The sequence below is a fragment of the Enterobacter cloacae complex sp. P1B genome (assembly GCF_014982345.1).
In the GTDB taxonomy this organism is placed as follows: Bacteria; Pseudomonadota; Gammaproteobacteria; order Enterobacterales; family Enterobacteriaceae; genus Enterobacter; species Enterobacter bugandensis.
In genome coordinates this window covers 212,677-234,629 of record NZ_JADCLF010000003.1, presented here as the reverse complement: position 1 = coordinate 234,629, position 21,953 = coordinate 212,677, and the positions used below count along the sequence as shown (strand labels likewise).

The window sequence follows — 21,953 nt, the reverse complement described above, 5'->3', positions numbered from 1 at the left end:
TCCTTTTCCATATCTTTCGCCTACTTTATCACTATTCCTTCTTCTCGCTCTCTTCGTCTTCGGGAACCGACCTGCTGGCGGTCAGCAGGAACGGCGACTGCTGCCAGCGGGTACGCTTGCCCTGAAGCAACGTGCGCGCCAGCACGACGCCAATCGCCAGCGAGAGTAACAGCATCAGGCGCAGAATATTGGTGGTGTTATCCACCTGCTTAGCTTCTGTTGGCAGGGTGTGGGTATCCAGCGTCAGGCGCAGATACCCCAGCGGGCCATTTTTACCCTGAACGGGTTCGACAATCTGCTGGTTGAAATAGCCTCCGGCTTTTTTGCCGTCCAGCGCCAGCCTGTCGCGCACGTCGACGTGCTCACCGGCGCGGGCAATCAGGTCGCCTTTTTCATCGTACACGCCCGCATCCAGAATGCGGCTGTTTTCCGTGAGCTGACGCAAGACCTGGCCTATCCGCTTATCGTCCGGCGTTTCATTGCGCATCAGGGGCGCAACGTTGAGCGTCACCTGACGCGCCAGGGTACGGGCCAGCTCTTCAAACTGCGGGTTGCGCTGCCGCTGATGATTCTGGCTAAACCACGATGCCCCTTGCATCAATGCGACTAACAGTGCGAGACAGATCAGGACAATCACGGCGCGATGAAGCCGGAATTTCAGTTTTGCGCGAGCCATATTCCACCTGCTGAAAATTTAGGGCTTAATGTTGCCAGAAGTGATGGTTACAGGGTAGCCTCATGCGTTATTTTCCCTCTGGAACCTTCCGGCGCGAACAAAATTACAGGAGCTTTAATGCCGAACATTACCTGGTGTGACCTGCCAACGGATGTCTCTTTATGGCCAGGATTGCCGCTCTCGTTAAGTGGCGATGAGGTGATGCCTCTGGATTACCACGCTGGCCGTAGCGGCTGGCTCCTCTATGGACGCGGTCTGGATAAGCAACGCCTGACCCAGTATCAAACCAAACTGGGCGCGGCGATGGTCATTGTTGCAGCCTGGTGCGTGGAAGATTACCAGGTCATTCGCCTCGCGGGTTCCCTGACGCAGCGCGCCACGCGTCTGGCGCATGACGCCGGGCTGGACGTTGCGCCTCTCGGCAAAATTCCGCACCTGAAAACGCCGGGTCTGCTGGTGATGGACATGGACTCCACCGCTATTCAGATCGAATGTATTGACGAGATTGCTAAACTGGCAGGCAGCGGTGAGCTGGTGGCGGAAGTCACCGAGCGTGCGATGCGCGGCGAGCTGGACTTCACCGCCAGCCTGCGCCAGCGCGTGGCGACCCTGAAAGGGGCCGATGCTAACATCCTGCGCCAGGTGCGCGACGTGCTGCCGCTGATGCCGGGGCTGACGCAGCTGGTGCTGAAGCTCCAGTCCCTCGGCTGGAAAGTGGCGATCGCCTCCGGTGGCTTTACCTTCTTTGCGGATTATCTACGCGAGAAACTGCATCTGACCACGGTGGTCGCTAACGAGCTGGAAATCATGGACGGCAAGCTGACCGGCCAGGTGATCGGCGATATCGTGGATGCCCAGTACAAAGCCAATACCCTGATGCGCCTGGCGGAAAAGTATGAGATTCCGGTCGAGCAGACCGTCGGCATTGGTGACGGCGCGAACGATCTGCCAATGATCAAAGTGGCTGGCCTTGGCATTGCCTACCATGCCAAACCAAAAGTGAATGAAAAGACGGAAGTCACTATCCGTCACGCTGACCTGATGGGGGTGTTCTGCATTCTCTCCGGCAGCCTTAATCAGAAATAACGAGGTAAACCGTGGCGAAAGCTCCAAAACGCGCATTTGTCTGTAATGAATGTGGTGCGGATTATCCGCGCTGGCAGGGGCAATGCAGCGCCTGTCATGCCTGGAACACCATCACCGAAGTGCGTGGTGTGGCGGCTTCGCCGAGCGTGGCCCGCAATGAGCGCCTGAGCGGATATGCGGGCAATGCAGGCGTGTCGAAGGTGCAAAAGCTTTCTGATATCAGCCTGGAAGCGCTGCCGCGCTTTTCCACCGGCTTCAAAGAGTTTGACCGCGTGCTCGGCGGCGGCGTGGTGCCGGGCAGCGCGATTCTGATCGGCGGTAACCCGGGGGCGGGGAAATCGACCCTGCTGCTGCAAACGCTCTGCAAGCTCGCCGAACAGATGAAAACCCTGTACGTGACGGGTGAAGAATCCCTCCAGCAGGTGGCGATGCGCGCTCACCGTCTCGGCCTGCCGACCGGTAACCTGAACATGCTGTCGGAAACCAGCATCGAGCAGATCTGCATGATCGCCGAAGAAGAGCAGCCGAAGCTGATGGTGATCGACTCCATCCAGGTAATGCACATGGCGGACATTCAGTCCTCGCCGGGCAGCGTGGCGCAGGTGCGTGAGACCGCCGCTTACCTGACGCGCTTTGCCAAAACGCGCGGCGTGGCGATTGTGATGGTCGGCCACGTTACCAAAGATGGCTCTCTGGCGGGTCCGAAGGTGCTCGAACACTGTATCGACTGCTCGGTGATGCTCGACGGCGACGCGGATTCCCGCTTCCGCACCCTGCGCAGCCACAAGAACCGCTTTGGCGCGGTGAACGAACTGGGCGTGTTTGCCATGACCGAGCAGGGGCTGCGCGAGGTCAGCAACCCGTCGGCCATCTTCCTGAGCCGCGGCGATGAGATCACCTCCGGCAGTTCGGTAATGGTGCTGTGGGAAGGGACGCGCCCGCTGTTGGTTGAAATTCAGGCGCTGGTGGATCACTCGATGATGGGTAACCCGCGGCGCGTGGCGGTCGGTCTGGAGCAGAACCGCCTGGCGATCCTGCTGGCGGTGCTGCACCGTCACGGCGGGCTGCAGATGGCGGATCAGGATGTGTTCGTCAACGTGGTTGGCGGGGTGAAAGTCACTGAGACCAGTGCAGACCTGGCGCTGCTGCTGGCGATGGTCTCCAGCCTGCGCGACAGACCGCTGCCGCAGGATCTGGTCGTCTTCGGTGAAGTGGGTCTGGCCGGGGAAATCCGTCCGGTGCCTAGCGGCCAGGAGCGTATCTCCGAGGCGGCAAAGCACGGCTTCCGTCGGGCGATCGTTCCGGCAGCTAACGTGCCGAAAAAAATCCCGGAAGGGATGCAGGTCTTTGGCGTTAAGAAACTCGCAGATGCGTTAAATGTCTTTGACGACTTATAATTACGTATTCGATTTTGCAGGAGGCACCGTAATTTATGTCATCATTTGACTACATCAAGACCGCGATCCGCCAGAAGGGCTGCACGCTGCAGCAGGTGGCGGACGCCAGCGGCATGACAAAAGGCTACCTGAGCCAGTTGCTGAACGCCAAAATCAAAAGCCCCAGCGCGCAGAAGCTTGAAGCGCTGCACCGCTTTCTGGGGCTGGAGTTCCCGCGAATGCAAAAGAACATCGGCGTGGTGTTCGGCAAGTTTTATCCGCTGCATACCGGGCATATCTATCTGATCCAGCGCGCCTGTAGCCAGGTGGACGAGCTGCACATCATCATGGGCTACGACGAAACGCGCGATCGCCAGCTCTTTGAAGACAGCGCCATGTCGCAGCAGCCCACCGTGCCTGACCGTCTGCGCTGGCTGCTTCAGACCTTTAAGTACCAGAAAAACATTCGCATTCATGCCTTTAACGAAGAGGGCATGGAGCCGTACCCGCACGGCTGGGACGTGTGGAGCAACGGCATCAAAGCGTTTATGGAAGAGAAGGGCATTGCACCTAACTGGATCTACACCTCTGAAGAGTCCGACGCGCCGCAGTTCCGCGAGCATCTGGGCATCGAGACGGTGCTGATCGACCCGAAACGCACCTTTATGAACATCAGCGGGGCGCAGATCCGCGAGAACCCGTTCCGCTACTGGGATTATATTCCGACCGAAGTGAAGCCGTTCTTCGTGCGTACGGTGGCTATTCTGGGCGGCGAGTCGAGCGGTAAATCAACGCTGGTCAACAAGCTGGCGAACATCTTCAACACCACCAGCGCGTGGGAGTATGGACGCGATTACGTCTTCTCTCACCTCGGCGGCGACGAGATGGCACTGCAGTATTCCGACTACGATAAAATCGCGCTCGGGCACGCCCAGTACATTGATTTCGCGGTGAAATACGCTAACAAAGTGGCGTTTATTGATACCGATTTCGTCACCACGCAGGCGTTCTGTAAAAAGTACGAGGGGCGCGAGCACCCGTTCGTGCAGGCGCTGATTGACGAATACCGCTTTGACCTGGTGATCCTGCTGGAAAACAACACCCCGTGGGTGGCCGACGGCATGCGCAGCCTGGGCAGCTCGGTGGACAGGCGCGAGTTCCAGACCATGCTGGTGGAGATGCTCAATGAGAACAACGTTGAGTTTGTGCATGTGGAAGAGTCGGATTATGACACCCGCTTCCTGCGCTGCGTCGAGCTGGTGAAGGAGATGATGGGGGAGCAGGGGTAATAACTTCCCCCTCGCCCTTTTGGGGTGAGGGGGAATACCTCAGAACTCAACCACCACCTTCCCGCGCATATGCCCCTCCAGCACCTTACGGTGCGCTTCGGTAATGCTTTCCACGCTCAGCCCGTGCAGCGTTTCGCTGAGCGAGCTTTCCACCACGCCGTTATCCACCAGCTTCGCCACCTCATTTAAGATCTCACCCTGACGCGCCATATCAGCCGTCTTGTACATGCTGCGGGTGTACATAAACTCCCAGTGCAGGGCGGCGGATTTGGACTTCAGCTTGTCCTGGTTCAGCGGATGTTCATTCTCAACGATGGAACAAATATGCCCCTGCGGCGCAATCAGTTCACTGACCGCATCCCAATGCCCGTCGGTGTCGTTGAGGATGAAAATATAATCCACGAAGGTAAGTCCCTGCTTCGCCAGCTCGCCTTTTAGATCGCGGTAGTTGACCACTACGTCAGCACCGCGATCGCGGCACCACCGGGCGGAATCTTCTCGTGAAGCGGTTGCGATAATCTTCACCTTGCTGTTGTGCTTCGCAAACGGGATCGCCAGCGATCCCACGCCGCCCGCGCCGCCGATGATCAGCAGGGTTTTGTCCGCTTCGGCGTCCTGAATATTCAGCCGTTCAAACAGACCTTCCCACGCGGTGAGCGCAGTTAAGGGTAGCGCAGCGGCTGCCGCCCAGCCGAGGCTGGCAGGTTTGTGGCCGACAATGCGCGCATCTATCAGCTGATGAGTGGTATTGCTGCCCGGGCGGGTGATGTCGCCCGCGTACCACACCTCATCACCTGGTTTGAAACCGGTGACGCCAGCTCCAGCGGCTTTGATGACCCCGCTGGCATCCCACCCCAGAATTCGCGGCTCGTTCAGCCCATTTTTGGCGATGCCTGCATGCACTTTGGTATCAACCGGGTTAATAGATACGGCTTTCACCTCTACCAGCAGATCGTGTTCGCCAGGCGTCGGCATTGGCGGTGTGATTTCAATGAAGGTGGACGGATTTTCTGGGTTAACGGCAATGGCTTTCACTGACATGGTGTGCTCCTCAATGGAATGCGTTTTGTTGAGGCTAGTCTATTAAGTGGCCAGCCGCATGATAAGATGGACAATCATGAACTCAGCGTTCGTACAGGGTGAACAATCATGTTTAAACAGCTGCAGGATATGGCGCTGTTTGCGCTGGTGGCGGAGATGGGCAGTTTTACCGCGGCGGCGCAGAAAGCCGAACTGCCGAAATCCAGCGTCAGCCAGCGGATCAGCCAGCTGGAGCAGCAGGTGGGGATCCGTCTGCTGAATCGCACCACACGCAGGATCAGCCTGACGTTCGCGGGCGAGCACTATCTGGTGCATTGTCGGGAGATGCTGGCGGCCAGCGAGCGGGCGGAGTACGCCATTCAGCGCCTGCGTGAAAACCCCAGCGGCCGGCTGCGTATTACCTGTCCGGCGGGGATTGGCGCGACCCTGCTGGCGCATATGAATGCCGAGTTTCAGCTTCGCTATCCTGACGTGTCGCTCGATGTATCGATCTCTGACGACGTGGTGGACCTGGTCGAGTCCGGTTTTGACGTGGCGCTGCGCACCGGCAAGCCGCAGGACTCCTCTCTGATAGGCAGAATGATCGGGCACTGCCCGCGCTACATGCTGGCCTCGCCGGATTATCTGGCACGCCGGGAGCCGTTAATCCATCCCCGACAGCTGGTGGAGCACCGCTGTATTACGCACCGGGCGTGGTCGGAGTGGCTGCTGCGAAGCGAGGGTGAGGATTACCGCTACCTGCCGGACAACGGCCACATGACCGATAATCTGGTGTACGCCCGCGAATGCGCGATTGCCGGGGCGGGGATCACGCTGTTACCCGCATTTCTGCTGGAAGATAAGATCGAAAAGGGGGCGTTGGTTCAGGTGCTGCCGGAATGGCGCGTTGAAGGTAACGATCTCTGGCTGGCCTATCCGAGCCGGAAGCTGAATTCGCCCGCGCTGATGAGCTATATCGAGTTTGCGATGCAGTTTGATGAGGTGAAGCGGTATTACGTGGGGGGGTGATGTTGTGCGGCCTGATGCCCTCACCCTGAATAAAAAACGGCAACCGAGGTTGCCGTTTTGCTTTTATTTCGCAATACGCTTGTACTTAATACGCTTCGGCTCCAGCGCGTCTGCGCCCAGCGTGCGTTTCTTGTACTCTTCGTATTCGGTGAAGTTACCTTCGAAGAACTCCACTTTACCTTCGTCCTGGTAGTCCAGGATGTGGGTCGCGATACGGTCCAGGAACCAGCGGTCGTGCGAGATAACCATGGCGCAGCCCGGGAACTCCAGCAGGGCGTTTTCCAGTGCGCGCAGGGTTTCGATATCCAGGTCGTTGGTCGGTTCATCGAGCAACAGAACGTTACCGCCCACCTGCAACAGCTTCGCCAGGTGCAGACGTCCGCGCTCACCGCCTGACAGCTCGCCCACGCGTTTGCCCTGGTCGGTGCCCTTAAAGTTAAAGCGGCCAACGTAGGCGCGGCTTGGCATCTCGGTGTTGCCGATACGCATGATATCCAGACCGCCGGAGACTTCTTCCCACACGGTTTTGCTGTTATCCATCGCGTCACGGAACTGGTCTACGGAGGCCAGCTTCACGGTTTCACCCAGGGTGATAGAGCCGCTGTCTGGCTGTTCCTGACCGGACATCATACGGAACAGGGTCGATTTACCCGCGCCGTTCGGACCGATGATGCCAACGATAGCGCCTTTCGGTACGGAGAAGGTCAGATCGTCGATCAGCACGCGGTCACCGTAGGACTTACGCAGGTTGGTCACTTCAACCACTTTATCCCCCAGACGTGCTCCAGGTGGAATAAACAGTTCGTTGGTTTCGTTACGTTTCTGGTATTCGGTGTTGTTCAGCTCTTCAAAGCGTGCCAGACGGGCTTTGCCCTTAGACTGACGGCCTTTCGCGCCCTGACGAACCCACTCCAGCTCTTTCTCGATAGACTTGCGACGGGCCGCTTCCTGAGACGCTTCCTGCGCCAGACGCTGATCTTTCTGCTCCAGCCAGGAAGAGTAGTTGCCTTCCCACGGAATACCTTCACCGCGGTCCAGCTCCAGGATCCAGCCGGCGACGTTGTCGAGGAAGTAACGGTCGTGGGTAATTGCCACCACGGTGCCTTCGAAGTCGTGCAGGAAGCGCTCCAGCCACGCCACGGATTCCGCATCCAGGTGGTTGGTCGGTTCGTCGAGCAGCAGCATGTCTGGTTTTTCCAGCAGCAGGCGGCACAGCGCCACGCGGCGGCGTTCACCACCGGAGAGATTCGCGATTTTCGCATCCCAGTCCGGCAGACGCAGGGCATCCGCCGCGCGCTCCAGCTGCACGTTCAGGTTGTGACCGTCATGCGCCTGGATGATCTCTTCATATTTGCCCTGCTGAGCAGCCAGTTTGTCGAAGTCCGCATCCGGCTCGGCGTATTTGGCATACACTTCATCCAGACCTTTCAGCGCGTTAACCACTTCGGATACCGCTTCTTCAACGGATTCACGTACGGTGTGTTCCGGGTTCAGCTGAGGTTCCTGCGGCAGGTAGCCGATCTTGATGCCTGGTTGCGGACGGGCTTCACCTTCGATGTCTGTATCGATGCCGGCCATGATGCGCAGCAGGGTGGACTTACCGGCACCGTTGAGACCCAGCACACCAATTTTTGCGCCCGGGAAGAAGCTCAGCGAGATATTTTTAAGAATATGACGTTTCGGCGGGACAACTTTGCCGACACGATGCATGGTATAAACGAATTGAGCCACGTGGACTTCGCCTCTTTTATCGTAAATGAGAAGGAATTTCAGCCTCGAAGTGTAGCCTTTTTCACGCCCTAATCCCAGCCAGGAACGTCGGGAGTGTTAAAACGCGCAAGAAAGGTAAAAAAGTGTCCATGACGTGGCGCGTTGCTGGATGCCTGGTTAGCATAAGTTGTTGTGACTTTGACGTGGCAAGACGCTGCAATTGACGAAAAAACAATGAGGAAGAGCTTGTGGAAAAAGCCAAACGGGTGGTCTGGCGTCTGCTGGCTGCCAGCGTATGCGTAATGGCGGTAAGCCAGGCGGTGCATGCCGATTCACTGGATGAACAACGTAACCGCTACGCCCAGATTAAACAGGCGTGGGACAACAAGCAGATGGATACCGTGCAGGCGCTGATGCCGACGCTCAAGGATTATCCGCTGTATCCGTATCTGGAGTATCGCCAGATTACCGACGATCTGATGAACCAGCCGACCGTCACCGTGAATAATTTCATTCAGGCGAACCCGACCCTACCGCCTGCCCGAAATCTCCAGTCTCGTTTTGTGAATGAGCTGGCGCGTCGTGAAGACTGGCGCGGCCTGCTGGCGTTTAGCCCTGACAAGCCGAATACCACCGAAGCGCAGTGTAATTACTACTATGCGAAATGGGCGACCGGGCAGCAGGAAGAGGCCTGGGCCGGGGCGAAAGATCTGTGGCTGACCGGCAAAAGCCAGCCGAACGCCTGTGATTCCCTGTTCGGCGCATGGCGCGCTTCCGGCAAGCAGGATCCGCTGGCCTACCTTGAGCGCATCCGCCTGGCGATGAAAGCCGGCAACACGCGTCTGGTAACCGCGCTGGCAGGGCAGATGCCGTCCGATTACCAGACGATCTCCTCGGCGGTTATCGCGCTGGCAAACGATCCGAACAGCGTCCTGACCTTTTCCCGCAGCACGGGCTCGACCGATTTTACCCGCCAGATGGCGGCGGTAGCTTTTGCCAGCGTGGCGCGTGACGATGTCGAAAACGCGCGGCTGATGATCCCGCAGCTGGTGCAGGCGCAGCAGCTGAATGAAGATCAAACCCAGGAGCTGCGCGACATCGTGGCCTGGCGACTGATGGGCACGGACGTGACCGACGAACAGGCGCGCTGGCGTGACGATGCGATCATGCGCTCAAACTCGACCTCGCTTGTCGAGCGCCGCGTGCGCATGGCGCTGGGCACCGGCGACCGCCGTGGCCTCAACACCTGGCTCGCGCGTTTGCCGATGGAAGCCAAAGAGAAGGACGAATGGCGCTACTGGCAGGCCGATCTGCTGATGGAGCGCGGTCGTGAAGACGAAGCCAAAGAGATTCTTCACTCGCTGATGCAGCAGCGCGGGTTCTACCCGATGGCGGCGGCGCAACGGCTGGGCGAGGAGTACACGCTTAAGATCGACAAAGCGCCCGCTAACGCGAACCCCGCTCTGACGCAGGGGCCAGAGATGGCGCGCGTGCGCGAGCTGATGTACTGGAACATGGATAACACCGCGCGCAGCGAGTGGGCCAACCTGGTGACCAGCCGCACCACGGATGAAAAAGCGCAGCTTGCCCGCTATGCGTTTGATAATCGCTGGTGGGATCTGAGCGTGCAGGCGACGATTTCAGGCAAGCTGTGGGACCATCTCGAAGAGCGTTTCCCGCTGGCGTATAAAGATCTGTTTGACCGCTACACCAGCGGCAAAGATATCCCGCAAAGCTACGCCATGGCGATCGCCCGTCAGGAGAGCGCCTGGAACCCGAAAGTTCGTTCACCGGTGGGTGCCAGCGGGCTGATGCAAATTATGCCGGGGACGGCGACGCATACGGTGAAAATGTTCAACATTCCAGGTTACAGCAGCCCGTCACAGCTTCTCGATCCGGATACCAACATCAACATCGGCACCAGCTATTTGCAGTATGTCTATCAGCAGTTTGGCAATAACCGCATCTTCGCGTCGGCGGCGTATAACGCCGGTCCGGGCCGCGTGCGCACCTGGCTTGGCAACAGTGCAGGACGCATTGACGCAGTGGCGTTCGTGGAGAGCATTCCGTTCTCGGAAACGCGCGGCTACGTGAAGAACGTGCTGGCCTATGACGCCTACTATCGCTACTTCATGGGGCAGAAAGATACCCTGATGAGCGATGCCGAGTGGCAGAGACGTTACTGATCGGCATGGGTTGTGTTATGCTGTACTCGCTAAAGAGTACAAGAGGCAGCATAACATGACCCAGCATTCCCCGTATTCCTCGGCAATGGCCGAACAGCGTCACCAGGAGTGGCTTCGTTTTGTGGAGCTGCTTCGCCAGTCTTACGAGCAGGATTTGCACCTACCCCTCATGCAACTGATGCTTACGCCGGACGAGCGTGAGGCGCTGGGCACGCGCGTGCGGATTATTGAAGAGCTATTGCGCGGTGAGATGAGCCAGCGCGAGCTGAAAAACGAGCTGGGCGCGGGCATCGCGACGATCACCCGTGGATCGAACAGCCTGAAGTCTGCGCCGGTTGAGCTGCGCCAGTGGCTCGAGTCGGTCTTATTGAGCGATCAACGATAAATGGCGTTATGAAACGGGCTCAGCGCCAGGATCACCGCCTGATGGTAAACCCCTGAACGCGTGAGCTTACCCGCCGTAAAGACGCCAATCGCCCCTTCTTTACGCCCAATCTCATCAATGCCGGTGTACTGTGACATCACCGGCCCGAGCGCTTCACCTGCACGGACTTTTTCCAGAATGATCTCCGGCAGCGGCAGGGTGGCTGAGCGCGCTTCGCCGCGCTGCTCACGGCTTTCAATCACCACCCAGCTAAAGGTTGCACCTTCGTCGATGCCTGCTTCAATGGCGACCCAGAAGTCAGCCTTCGGGGCCGCGGCTTTTGCATTTGCCACGCGATTTCGTGCGCCAGCGCGCGTTTCCTCGCTGCCAAACGGCTGTTCAGGTACGCCACTCTCGACGCCGATGGCCTCAATATGGCAGGATCCTTCGCCGAAAATCTCTTCAAAAGCCTTTAGAATTGCCTGAATTTTGGCAGGATTGGTGGTAGCAGAGACAACATGGTGCATAATTAAGCTCGATTCAAAAAAAACTCATCGCAGTATAACGGAAAAAAAGCATGTTACAGGTATACCTTGTTCGCCACGGTGAAACGCAGTGGAACGCCGAGCGACGTATTCAAGGCCAGTCAGACAGTCCTCTCACCGAGAAGGGTGTGCAGCAAGCGTGGCAGGTGGCGGAACGCGCCAGAACGCTGGGCATTACCCACGTTATTACCAGCGATTTAGGTCGCACACAGCAGACGGCGCGCATCATTGCCGACGCCTGCGGCTGCGATGTGATGCTTGAGCCGCGCCTGCGCGAGCTGGATATGGGCGTGCTTGAAAAGCGCCATATTGATACGCTGACGGAAACGGAGGAAGGCTGGCGCCGCACGCTGGTGAACGGTACCGAAGATGGTCGTATTCCTGAAGGGGAATCCATGCAGGAGCTGAGCGTGCGTATGCATGCCGCGCTGGCGGAATGCCTCAAGCTTCCGGCAGGCAGCCGTCCGCTGCTGGTGAGTCACGGTATCGCGCTCGGCTGCCTGGTGAGCACCATTCTGGGGTTACCGGCTTACGCCGAGCGTCGGTTACGCCTGCGTAACTGCTCCATTTCCCGGATTGATTATCAGGAAAGCGCGTGGCTGGCGTCGGGCTGGGTCGTGGAGATGGCAGGGGACATTTCGCATCTCGATGCCCCTGCGCTTGATGAACTGCAGCGTTAACGACGGACAGGAATCAAGAATTCCATACGCAGATTGATTGGGCCTTCTTCCGGTTTGGCATCCTGCGCCGGGTAGTAGCGCTCGATATCCTGACCTTTACGGCGATTCAGATTCAGCATTGGCATGCACGTCCCGTAAACGGTCAGGATAAACTCCTGGACGCCCGTACCCAGTCCTTCATACGAGAACATCACGTACTCGCCGCCTTCCAGCACGACCGGCTTCGAACCCTGAATGTAGCCATTCGCCAGCTCCGGCGTCAGCGCGGTGGTGTAAAACACCTCCTGCTCGTCGTCTTTTTCCTGGCTTGGGTGCGTTTCGTTGAGGCCATACAGGATCGGCGGAATGGCCGGCGCATGGCTCAGGAAATCGCGCCAGAACTGGACGCGCATCTGATGGCGGAACTCAGAAATCTGCTCCAGAGAGCACGAGTAGCTCTGGGTTGTACCGATCAGATGGGTTTCCGGCAGAGTGACCATTTCGTATTTCGGCATCGCGAACTCGCCCAGACGCAGCGGCGGACGCATGCCAAACGAGCTCCAGTCAGGCGAGCGGCGATAGAGCGCTGGCGTCAACGAGAACTGTTTTTTAAAGGCGCGGGTGAAGGTCTGCTGCGAATCAAAACGGTACTGCAGGGCAATATCCAGAATTGGCCGCGCGGTCAGGCGCAATGCCACCGCAGATTTCGATAAACGACGTGCGCGAATATAGGCACCGATAGCATGACCGGTGACATCCTTGAACATCCTTTGCAGATGCCACTTGGAATAGCCCGCTTTAGCCGCCACATTATCCAGTGACAAAGGCTGGTCGAGATGACCTTCCAGCCAGGTGAGCAGGTCGCGAATAATTCCAGCCTGATCCATATACTATCCTCATCCTTAAAACAGCAGGTGCCTGATAACAGGTTAGCGGATAATAGCATTTTTTGATGTTTTAGCATTCAGTGTTTTTTTTGCGCATTAATGCCTTTTCTCTCTCATTTTGGGTGAATATATTCTAATCCTGTGATCTTGCTACATTTTTGACTAACGTGTTGAATAATCGCTCAATGCAATTTTAAAGAATGGTAACAATATGAAATACAAGACTTTGCTTCTTACTGCCCTGTTACTGGTAGCGGGCCGTGCGGCGCAGGCGGAACAGATTGGTTCTGTCGATACCGTGTTCAAAATGTTCGGTCCGGACCACAAAATTGTGGTGGAGGCGTTTGACGATCCGGACGTGAAAAACGTCACCTGCTACGTCAGCCGCGCGAAGACGGGCGGTATTAAAGGCGGCCTGGGGCTGGCGGAAGACACTTCCGATGCGGCGATCTCCTGTCAGCAGGTGGGACCGGTTGAGCTGAGCGATAAAATCAAAAACGGCAAAGCGCAGGGCGATGTGGTGTTCCAGAAACGGACCTCGCTGGTGTTTAAAAAGCTGCAGGTGGTGCGTTTCTATGATGCAAAACGCAACACCCTGGCCTACCTGGCATATTCCGATAAAGTGGTGGAAGGGTCACCGAAAAACGCCATTAGTGCGGTGCCGATTATGCCGTGGCATTAATTCAGGGATGAACCATGCAACAACCTGTAGTCTGGCTGGTTGAAGACGAAACCAGTATCGCCGATACGCTTATCTACATGCTTCAGCAGGAAGGATTTGCAGTAAAAGCGTTTGAGCGCGGTTTACCGGTGCTGGAGGCGGCGCGCCAGCAGGCTCCGGCGCTCGCCATTCTTGACGTCGGGCTGCCGGACATCAGCGGCTTTGAGCTCTGTCGCCAGCTTCTGGCGCAGCATCCGTCACTGCCCGTGCTGTTTCTGACGGCACGCAGTGACGAAGTGGATAAACTCCTCGGCCTGGAAATGGGCGCAGACGACTACGTCGCCAAGCCTTTCTCCCCGCGTGAGGTGTGCGCCCGGGTAAGGACCATTTTACGGCGGATGCAAAAATCCGCCGCGCCAGCGGAGACGGTGCGTATCGGACAGTTTGAGCTGAACGAAGCTGCCGCGCGAATTAGCTGGTGCGGTGAAGCATTACCGCTCACGCGCTATGAGTTTTTGCTGCTTAAAACGTTACTACAGGCTCCGGGAAGGGTTTTCTCTCGGCAACAGTTAATGGACAAGGTGTGGGGTGAAGACGGCGACAGTTACGATCGTACCGTGGACACTCACATCAAGACCCTGCGCGCCAAGCTGCGGGCAGTGAATGAGGAACTGTCACCCATCAGCACCCATCGCGGTATGGGCTATAGCCTGGGGCTTTATTAATGCGCATCGGAATGCGTTTGCTGCTGGGGTACTTCCTGATCGTCGCCATCGCCGCATGGTTTGTGCTGTCGATCTTTGTTCAGGAAGTGAAGCCCGGCGTGCGCAGGGCAACCGAGGGCACGTTGATCGATACCGCGACCTTGCTCGCCGAAGTTGGGCGTGAGGATCTTCTTTCGGGCAATGCGCAGCAGGGCAGACTGGCGCAGGCCTTTTTACAGCTCCATCAGCGGCCTTTCCGCGCCAATATCGGCGGCATTCATAAGGTGCGCAACGAGTATCACGTCTACATGACCGATGCGCAGGGCCGCGTCGTGTTTGATTCTGCCGGCCTGGCCGTGGGGCAAGATTACTCTCGCTGGAACGATGTCTGGCTGACGCTTCGCGGCCAATACGGCGCGCGCAGTACCCAGAGCCATCCCGACGATCCGGAGAGCACGGTGATGTATGTTGCCGCACCGGTTGTTGAGCAGGGCAAGATTATCGGCGTGCTGTCGGTGGGGAAACCGAACAGCGCGATGGCACCGGTGATTCACCGCAGCGAGCGACGGATATTGTGGGCAGGCGGGGCGCTGCTTGGCATTGCTTTACTGATCGGTTTTCTCGTCGCCTGGTGGATCAATCGTTCCATCAGTACGTTATCGCGCTATGCCGACTCGGTGACCACTGATACGCCTCTCCCGCTGCCTAATCCAGGCAGTAGCGAACTGCACAAGCTGGCTCAGGCGCTGGAAAATATGCGTATTCGCCTTGAGGGGAAAAACTACATTGAACACTATGTCCATGCGCTGACCCACGAGCTGAAAAGCCCAATAGCCGCCATACGCGGCGCGGCAGAAATCCTCACCGAGCAGCCGCCGCCGCAGGTGGCCGCGCGGTTTATCGATAATATTCTGGTGCAAAACGCGCGTATGCAGTCGCTGGTTGAAAAACTGCTGACTCAGGCGCGGCTTGAAAATCGGGTCGAGATTACGCCCCAGGCCGTCCGCGTCGACCTGCTGTTTACACGGCTTGCCGACGCGCGTTCGGCGCTATTGGCGGCAAAAAAGATTGCGCTGACCCTCCAGCCCGCTTCGCTTCTTGTTGAAGGCGATCCCGACCTGCTCGAACAGGCGCTCGGTAATTTACTGGATAATGCTATCGATTTTACCCCACAGGGCGGTGCCATTGAACTGGCGGCCCAGGAAGAGCAGGGGCAGATACGGCTGATCGTCACCGACAGCGGAAGCGGGATCCCGGATTATGCGCTGGAGCGTATTTTTGAGCGCTTTTATTCCCTGCCGCGCGAGAACGGGTTGAAAAGTAGCGGACTCGGGCTGGCGTTTGTTCAGGAGGTGGCGCGTCTGCACCACGGAGAGATTACATTGCGTAATCGTGATGAAGGTGGCGTGATAGCCACGCTGACACTTCACCGTCCCTTCACATAACTTCAAACTGGCCCCACACAGCCTGGTTACGCTCTCCACATCACAAAGGAGTCGTAATGATGAAATCCCCCCTGTTCTGGAAAGTAAGCACCCTGCTGGGGTGCATCCTGCTGTTGTTAGTCCCACTGTTTATGGTGAGTAACCTCATTTCAGAGCGTGAAAGCTACCGCAACGATGTCGAAAATACGCTTCGCCAGAGCACCAGCGGGCCGCAAAAATTGGTCGGCCCGCTGATTGCGATCCCGGTAACCGAGGTTTTTTACAAGTTAGAGGATGAGAAAAAAGTCGAGTACAAGAAAAGCTATATGCATTTTATCCTGCCGGAGTCTCTGCGCGTTGAGGGTAACCAGCGCGTTGAGTCGCGAAATATCGGCATCTATGACGGACAGATCTGGAATACCGACCTCAACATAAAAGCCCGATTCAACACGGAAAAAATGACGCAGCTGAAAGGGGAGTCGATGACCCTGGGGCAGCCGTTTATCGTTGTTGGCGTGGGCGATGCTCGAGGCATTGGCACGGTGAAAGTCTCCAGTATCAACGGCGAGACGCTAAGTGTGGAGCCGGGTACAGGCGTGTATGGCGCGCTTCCCGGTATCCATATCCCGCTGACTGACAAAGCGCTGGAATTAAAAACGTTTGCTATGGATATTTCGCTGAATCTGACGGGAACAGGAAGTTTTGCCGTGGTACCTGTAGGACGTAGCAGTGAAATGGCGCTGAACAGCAACTGGCCGCATCCTGGCTTTATGGGTAATTATCTGCCGGTGAAGCATAAAATTGGTGACGCCGGTTTTCAGGCGAACTGGCAGAGCAGCTGGTTTGCGAACAATCTTGAGAGCTGGTTCAACGGAAGCGAGTCGCCGTCATGGGAGTCAATCCCCGCCTTCAGCGTTACGGTAGCCACGCCCGCCGATCAGTATCAACTGACTGATCGGGCGATCAAGTACGCCATTTTGCTGATTGCGCTGACGTTTATGGCCTTCTTTGTTTTCGAGACCTTAACCGGGCTGCGCCTGCATCCGATGCAGTATCTGCTGGTGGGGCTGTCGCTGGTGCTGTTCTATCTGGTGCTGTTGGCGCTATCAGAACATGTCGGGTTTACGCCAGCCTGGATAGTTGCAAGTTTGGTTGGTGCGGCAATGAACGGAATGTACCTGCAGGCCGTGCTGAAAAGCTGGAAGCGCAGCGGACTGTTTGTGCTGGCCTTGCTGGGGCTGGACGTGGTGATGTGGTTCCTGCTGCGCTCGGAGGATAGTGCACTGCTGTTGGGGTCTGCGGTTCTCGCGCTGGCGCTGTTCGCCGTCATGTACCTGACTCGTCATTTCGACTGGTATTCGCTTTCACAGCCGAAGCGACCTGCGCCGCCCGCAGAGCCTGATAACGACACAATGCGGATCTGGAAATAAAAAAACGGCGCAAATGCGCCGTTTTTTCATGCGTTAACTGCGGGATTACTCCTGCAGATCACCGCAGAAACGGTACCCTTCGCCGTGGATGGTGGCGATGATTTCCGGCGTATCAGGCGTCGATTCGAAATGCTTACGAATACGACGGATGGTCACGTCTACGGTACGGTCATGAGGCTTCAGCTCACGACCGGTCATTTTCTTCAGCAGTTCTGCACGGGACTGAATTTTGCCCGGATTTTCGCAGAAGTGCAGCATCGCGCGGAATTCGCTGCGCGGCAGCTTATACTGCTCACCGTTCGGGCTAATCAGCGAACGGCTATTGATATCAAGTTCCCAGCCGTTGAATTTGTAGCTGTCGACGCTACGACGCTCTTCGCTGACCGTGCCCAGGTTCATGGTGCGGGACAGCAGGTTGCGTGCACGAATGGTTAACTCGCGAGGGTTGAACGGTTTGGTGATGTAGTCATCCGCACCGATCTCCAGGCCAAGAATTTTATCAACTTCGTTATCACGGCCCGTCAGGAACATTAACGCGACGTTCGCCTGTTCACGCAGTTCGCGCGCCAGCAGAAGACCGTTTTTGCCCGGCAGGTTGATATCCATGATCACCAGGTTGATATCATTTTCAGAAAGGATCTGATGCATCTCTGCGCCATCGGTCGCTTCAAAGACATCGTAGCCTTCTGCTTCGAAAATGCTCTTTAACGTGTTGCGTGTTACCAACTCGTCTTCAACGATAAGAATGTGCGGGGTCTGCATGTTTGCTACCTAAATTGCCAACTAAATCGAAACAGGAAGTACAAAAGTCCCTGACCTGCCTGATACATGTCGCAAATTAACATGATCGGCTTAACGTGACTAAAGTACGTAATTGCGTTCTTGATGCACTTTCCATCAACGTCAACAACATCATTAGCTTGGTCTTGGGTACTTTCCCTTTGGACCCGACAGTGTCAAAAACGGCTGTCATCCTAACCATTTTAACAGCAACATAACAGGCTAAGTGACACCAGACACCCAATAAAACTACGCTTCGTTGACATATATCAAGTTCAATTGTAGCACGTTAACAGTTTGATGAAATCATCGTAGCCGAATGCTAGCCTTTGTCACAATTTTTCAATAAACCAACTAGTTGCGGAGATTGATTTATAAACAAAGCGAATCCAATCAGAACAGGGTATTCACGTTGCCATTATCATTATAAAACATAGGGATAATAGGCTTCTGTTAACATTCTAACTGATTGTTCAGACACAAAATAGTTTAGCGTCTTTAATTTGTTATGAAACGCTATTTCGGTGATTTGTGTTGCAAATTTGTAAATTCGTGCTGCGTAATATGTTGAAGTGCATCACACTTTTCTCCGCTAAATGATTAAAAAGAGAGCATAAATGCATCTGTCGATTGTACTGGTCGCTCCAGCCAGAGCCGAAAATATAGGCGCTGCGGCGCGTGCCATGAAGACCATGGGTTTTACCGATTTACGTATTGTGGACAGCACTGCGCACCTGGAGCCTGCCGCCCGCTGGGTGGCGCACGGTTCGGGGGATATTCTCGATAATATAACGACTTACGCTACGCTTGCCGACGCGCTGCATGACATTTCATTTACCGTTGCCACCACAGCACGCAGCAGGGCGAAGTTCCACTACTACGCCACGCCTGCTGAACTGGTGCCCATGCTGGAAGAGAAAAGCCAGTGGCTTGAGAAAGCCGCGCTGGTATTTGGTCGTGAAGATTCCGGGCTCACCAACGAAGAGCTTGAGCTGGCGGACGTTCTCACCGGTGCGCCGATGGTAGCCGATTATCCTTCCCTGAATTTAGGCCAGGCGGTAATGGTCTATTGCTATCAATTAGCTTCCCTAATGCAAATCCCTCAATCCCAGACGGAAGCCGCCAATGAAAATCAGCTGGCCGCGCTTCGTGCTCGCGTAGAGCGTCTTTTATCGAGCCTTGGCGTTGCGGACGATCAAAAAATGGCCGACTGGCTACAGCAGCGCCTTGGACGTCTTGAGCAGCGGGACACCGCCATGTTGCACCGTTTGCTGCACGATATTGAAAAAAAATTGGCCGAGTAAAATGCTGTCATAAGTTTTTACTATGGCGAAATGGTCTGTCGTGGAGGGTTGCGGCTGGGGGATTCGGATGAAAATAAAACGTCATGCAGCGTGACGTGAACGTCCGTGGAATTGTGATCAAATTAAAAATTCATTGACTTAAGGTGCCCGATCCTTTAACCCTAAAAGAATACAGCACAGACAGATAATAATGACAGAGTACACAACATCCATGAAACGCATCAGCATCACCACCATTACCACAACCATCATCATTACCACAGGTAACGATGCGGGCTGACGCGTACAGGAAAAACAGAAAAAAGCCCGCACCTGAACAGTGCGGGCTTTTTTTTCGGCTAAAGGAAACGAGGTAGAACCATGCGAGTGTTGAAGTTCGGCGGTACATCAGTGGCAAATGCAGAACGTTTTCTGCGTGTTGCCGATATCCTGGAGAGCAACGCCAGGCAGGGGCAGGTTGCGACCGTGCTCTCTGCCCCGGCAAAAATCACAAACCATCTGGTGGCGATGATTGAAAAGACCATCGGTGGCCAGGATGCACTCCCGAACATCAGCGATGCCGAGCGTATCTTCGCCGAGCTGCTGCAGGGGCTGGCAGAAGCACAGCCTGGTTTCCCGCTCGCGCAGCTGAAGTCTTTCGTTGAGCAGGAGTTTGCTCAGATCAAACATGTGCTGCACGGCATCAGCCTGCTGGGCCAGTGCCCGGACAGCGTCAACGCGGCGCTGATCTGCCGGGGCGAAAAACTTTCCATCGCCATCATGGCGGGCGTGCTGGAAGCGCGCGGCCACAACGTTACCGTGATCAATCCGGTTGAGAAATTGCTGGCAGCGGGCCACTACCTCGAATCTACCGTTGATATTGCCGAATCAACCCGCCGTATTGCCGCGAGCAAAATCCCCTCTGACCATATGATCCTGATGGCGGGCTTTACCGCCGGGAATGAGAAGGGCGAGCTGGTTGTGCTGGGCCGTAACGGCTCCGACTACTCTGCCGCCGTGCTGGCCGCCTGTTTACGCGCTGACTGCTGTGAGATCTGGACTGACGTCGACGGCGTCTATACCTGCGATCCGCGCCAGGTGCCGGACGCCAGGCTGCTGAAGTCGATGTCCTACCAGGAAGCGATGGAGCTTTCCTACTTCGGCGCCAAAGTGCTTCACCCGCGTACCATCTCCCCGATTGCCCAGTTCCAGATCCCATGCCTGATTAAAAACACCGGTAACCCACAGGCGCCAGGCACGTTGATTGGTGCCAGCAGCGATGAAGATGGTCTGCCGGTGAAAGGCATTTCCAACCTGAATAATATGGCAATGTTCAGCGTCTCCGGTCCGGGGATGAAGGGGATGGTCGGCATGGCGGCGCGCGTTTTTGCGGCCATGTCACGCAACGGTATCTCGGTGGTGCTGATCACCCAGTCCTCTTCCGAATACAGCATCAGCTTCTGCGTGCCTCAGGTCGACTGTCTGCGCGCCCGCCGCGCGCTGGAAGAAGAGTTCTATCTGGAGTTGAAAGAGGAACTGCTGGAGCCGCTCTCTATTCAGGAGCGCCTGGCGGTGATTTCCGTGGTTGGCGACGGTATGCGCACGCTGCGCGGTATCTCCGCCAAATTCTTTGCCGCGCTGGCGCGGGCCAATATCAACATCGTGGCAATTGCCCAGGGCTCGTCCGAGCGTTCAATCTCCGTGGTGGTGGATAACGATGACGCCACTACCGGCGTGCGCGTGGTTCATCAGATGCTGTTCAACACCGATCAGGTTATCGAGCTATTCCTGATTGGCGTGGGCGGCGTCGGCGGTGCGCTGCTGGAGCAGGTGAAGCGCCAGCAGGAGTGGCTTAAGAAAAAGCACATCGATCTGCGCGTCTGCGGAATTGCGAACTCGAAAGCGCTGCTTACTAACGTTCACGGTCTGAACCTGGAGAACTGGCAGGCGGAGCTGGAAGAGGCGAAAGAGCCGTTCAACCTGGGGCGCCTGATCCGTCTGGTGAAAGAGTATCACCTGCTTAACCCGGTTATCGTTGACTGTACCTCGAACCAGGCGGTGGCCGACCAGTACGCCGACTTCCTGCGCGAAGGCTTCCACGTGGTGACGCCGAACAAAAAGGCCAACACCTCGTCGATGGATTACTATCACCAGCTGCGCCTGGCGGCGAGCAAGTCGCGCCGCAAGTTCCTGTACGACACCAATGTAGGCGCCGGCCTGCCGGTCATCGAGAACCTGCAAAACCTGCTGAACGCGGGCGACGAATTGCAGCGTTTCTCCGGCATCCTCTCCGGCTCCCTGTCGTTTATTTTCGGCAAGCTGGATGAAGGGATGAGCCTGTCGGAAGCCACCCGTGCCGCGCGCGAGCTGGGCTACACCGAGCCAGATCCGCGCGACGATCTCTCCGGGATGGACGTGGCGCGCAAGCTGCTGATCCTGGTGCGCGAAACGGGCCGCGAGCTGGAGCTTTCGGATATCGTGATTGAGCCGGTGCTGCCAGCCGAGTTTGACACCAGCGGCGATGTAAGCACCTTTATGGCGAATTTACCTCAGCTTGACGATGCCTTTGCCGCACGCGTTGCGAAAGCCCGTGATGAAGGTAAGGTATTGCGCTATGTTGGCAACATTGAAGAGGACGGCGTATGCCGGGTGAAGATTGCCGAAGTGGATGGTAACGACCCGCTTTATAAAGTCAAAAACGGCGAAAACGCCCTCGCGTTTTACAGCCACTATTATCAGCCATTGCCGCTGGTGCTTCGCGGCTATGGCGCAGGGAATGATGTGACGGCGGCGGGCGTGTTTGCCGACCTGCTGCGTACCCTGTCATGGAAGTTAGGAGTTTAA

The 21,953-nt window shown here is 56.5% G+C and carries 21 protein-coding genes and 1 other annotated feature; of the genes, 15 read left to right on the top strand and 6 right to left on the bottom strand.

Going from position 1 to position 21,953, the window contains the following annotated elements:
* Positions 1-31 precede the first annotated feature (31 nt).
* The gene (locus tag INF77_RS02375; RefSeq protein ID WP_028015443.1) at positions 32-676 is read right to left on the bottom strand and encodes a YtjB family periplasmic protein; all 645 of its coding nucleotides are present in this window, start codon (positions 674-676) and stop codon (positions 32-34) included.
* Positions 677-793: 117 nt separating this feature from the next.
* Between INF77_RS02375 and serB the strand changes: the two genes are divergently transcribed.
* Genes serB through nadR form a run of 3 tightly spaced genes read left to right on the top strand, consistent with a single transcriptional unit; the run spans position 794 to position 4,427 of the window.
* Positions 794-1,762, top strand: coding sequence for a phosphoserine phosphatase (gene serB, locus INF77_RS02370; protein WP_193532401.1), 969 nt, complete (start codon positions 794-796; stop codon positions 1,760-1,762).
* Positions 1,763-1,773: 11 nt separating this feature from the next.
* Positions 1,774-3,159 carry a DNA repair protein RadA gene (gene radA, locus INF77_RS02365; protein ID WP_003856523.1) on the top strand — a complete coding sequence of 462 codons (1,386 nt, stop codon included), beginning with the start codon at positions 1,774-1,776 and terminating at the stop codon, positions 3,157-3,159.
* Between the two features lie 35 nt (positions 3,160-3,194).
* Positions 3,195-4,427 (top strand): multifunctional transcriptional regulator/nicotinamide-nucleotide adenylyltransferase/ribosylnicotinamide kinase NadR, encoded by a 1,233-nt coding sequence (nadR, locus tag INF77_RS02360; protein WP_003856522.1) that lies wholly within the window; start codon positions 3,195-3,197, stop codon positions 4,425-4,427.
* Positions 4,428-4,466: 39 nt separating this feature from the next.
* On the opposite strand, the gene INF77_RS02355 is transcribed toward nadR, so the two are convergent.
* Positions 4,467-5,468 (bottom strand): zinc-binding alcohol dehydrogenase family protein, encoded by a 1,002-nt coding sequence (locus INF77_RS02355; RefSeq protein ID WP_193532400.1) that lies wholly within the window; start codon positions 5,466-5,468, stop codon positions 4,467-4,469.
* A 108-nt stretch (positions 5,469-5,576) separates the two neighbouring features.
* Here INF77_RS02355 and INF77_RS02350 point away from each other — a divergent pair, with 108 nt between their 5' ends.
* Positions 5,577-6,476: a LysR family transcriptional regulator gene (locus INF77_RS02350; RefSeq protein WP_047367295.1), complete on the top strand. Its 900-nt coding sequence runs from the start codon at positions 5,577-5,579 to the stop codon at positions 6,474-6,476.
* A 63-nt stretch (positions 6,477-6,539) separates the two neighbouring features.
* On the opposite strand, the gene ettA is transcribed toward INF77_RS02350, so the two are convergent.
* Positions 6,540-8,207 carry an energy-dependent translational throttle protein EttA gene (gene ettA, locus INF77_RS02345; protein WP_003856515.1) on the bottom strand — a complete coding sequence of 556 codons (1,668 nt, stop codon included), beginning with the start codon at positions 8,205-8,207 and terminating at the stop codon, positions 6,540-6,542.
* Between the two features lie 227 nt (positions 8,208-8,434).
* Between ettA and sltY the strand changes: the two genes are divergently transcribed.
* Together sltY and trpR are read left to right on the top strand one after the other, a co-directional pair.
* Positions 8,435-10,372 carry a murein transglycosylase gene (gene sltY / locus INF77_RS02340; protein ID WP_193532399.1) on the top strand — a complete coding sequence of 646 codons (1,938 nt, stop codon included), beginning with the start codon at positions 8,435-8,437 and terminating at the stop codon, positions 10,370-10,372.
* A gap of 55 nt (positions 10,373-10,427) precedes the next feature.
* Positions 10,428-10,757 (top strand): trp operon repressor, encoded by a 330-nt coding sequence (trpR, locus tag INF77_RS02335; protein WP_024907404.1) that lies wholly within the window; start codon positions 10,428-10,430, stop codon positions 10,755-10,757.
* Here the strand turns inward: trpR and yjjX are convergent.
* Positions 10,748-11,263, bottom strand: coding sequence for an inosine/xanthosine triphosphatase (gene yjjX, locus INF77_RS02330; RefSeq protein WP_041911281.1), 516 nt, complete (start codon positions 11,261-11,263; stop codon positions 10,748-10,750). The two genes, trpR and yjjX, sit on opposite strands and share 10 nt — an antisense overlap.
* A gap of 50 nt (positions 11,264-11,313) precedes the next feature.
* On the opposite strand from yjjX, the gene gpmB reads away from it, so the two are divergent.
* Positions 11,314-11,961 carry a 2,3-diphosphoglycerate-dependent phosphoglycerate mutase GpmB gene (gene gpmB, locus INF77_RS02325; RefSeq protein WP_008502057.1) on the top strand — a complete coding sequence of 216 codons (648 nt, stop codon included), beginning with the start codon at positions 11,314-11,316 and terminating at the stop codon, positions 11,959-11,961.
* Here the strand turns inward: gpmB and robA are convergent.
* Complete coding sequence (gene robA, locus INF77_RS02320) at positions 11,958-12,827, bottom strand: MDR efflux pump AcrAB transcriptional activator RobA (RefSeq protein WP_028015450.1); 870 nt, start codon at positions 12,825-12,827, stop codon at positions 11,958-11,960. The two genes, gpmB and robA, sit on opposite strands and share 4 nt — an antisense overlap.
* 211 nt (positions 12,828-13,038) lie before the next feature.
* On the opposite strand from robA, the gene creA reads away from it, so the two are divergent.
* The 4 genes from creA to creD are packed head-to-tail and all read left to right on the top strand — an operon-like array spanning position 13,039 to position 17,046.
* Positions 13,039-13,509, top strand: a complete 471-nt coding sequence (gene creA / locus INF77_RS02315) for a protein CreA (RefSeq protein WP_014882476.1) — start codon at positions 13,039-13,041, stop codon at positions 13,507-13,509.
* 14 nt (positions 13,510-13,523) lie between these two features.
* Positions 13,524-14,213, top strand: a complete 690-nt coding sequence (creB, locus tag INF77_RS02310; RefSeq protein ID WP_049137697.1) for a two-component system response regulator CreB — start codon at positions 13,524-13,526, stop codon at positions 14,211-14,213.
* Complete coding sequence (gene creC, locus INF77_RS02305; protein ID WP_028015452.1) at positions 14,213-15,637, top strand: two-component system sensor histidine kinase CreC; 1,425 nt, start codon at positions 14,213-14,215, stop codon at positions 15,635-15,637. The genes creB and creC overlap by 1 nt, the downstream gene beginning before the upstream one ends.
* Positions 15,638-15,693: 56 nt before the next feature.
* Entirely contained in the window at positions 15,694-17,046 is a 1,353-nt protein-coding gene (gene creD, locus INF77_RS02300) for a cell envelope integrity protein CreD (protein WP_028015453.1), read from the top strand.
* Between the two features lie 45 nt (positions 17,047-17,091).
* Here the strand turns inward: creD and arcA are convergent, their stop codons facing one another.
* Positions 17,092-17,808, bottom strand: a complete 717-nt coding sequence (arcA, locus tag INF77_RS02295) for a two-component system response regulator ArcA (RefSeq protein WP_003856501.1) — start codon at positions 17,806-17,808, stop codon at positions 17,092-17,094.
* 95 nt (positions 17,809-17,903) lie between these two features.
* On the opposite strand from arcA, the gene yjjY reads away from it, so the two are divergent.
* The 4 genes from yjjY to thrA all read left to right on the top strand — a co-directional run bounded on the left by yjjY (position 17,904) and on the right by thrA (position 21,953).
* On the top strand, positions 17,904-18,044 hold the full coding sequence (yjjY, locus tag INF77_RS02290) for a protein YjjY (protein WP_085928893.1): 141 nt from the start codon (positions 17,904-17,906) through the stop codon (positions 18,042-18,044).
* 399 nt (positions 18,045-18,443) lie between these two features.
* Entirely contained in the window at positions 18,444-19,130 is a 687-nt protein-coding gene (locus tag INF77_RS02285) for a tRNA/rRNA methyltransferase (RefSeq protein ID WP_059355609.1), read from the top strand.
* A 211-nt stretch (positions 19,131-19,341) separates the two neighbouring features.
* Positions 19,342-19,410: a thr operon leader peptide gene (gene thrL, locus INF77_RS02280; protein WP_015572623.1), complete on the top strand. Its 69-nt coding sequence runs from the start codon at positions 19,342-19,344 to the stop codon at positions 19,408-19,410.
* Positions 19,349-19,466 (top strand) — a sequence feature (Thr leader region). Its footprint overlaps the gene before it by 62 nt.
* Before the next feature lie 24 nt (positions 19,467-19,490).
* The gene (gene thrA, locus INF77_RS02275) at positions 19,491-21,953 is read left to right on the top strand and encodes a bifunctional aspartate kinase/homoserine dehydrogenase I (RefSeq protein WP_028015456.1); all 2,463 of its coding nucleotides are present in this window, start codon (positions 19,491-19,493) and stop codon (positions 21,951-21,953) included.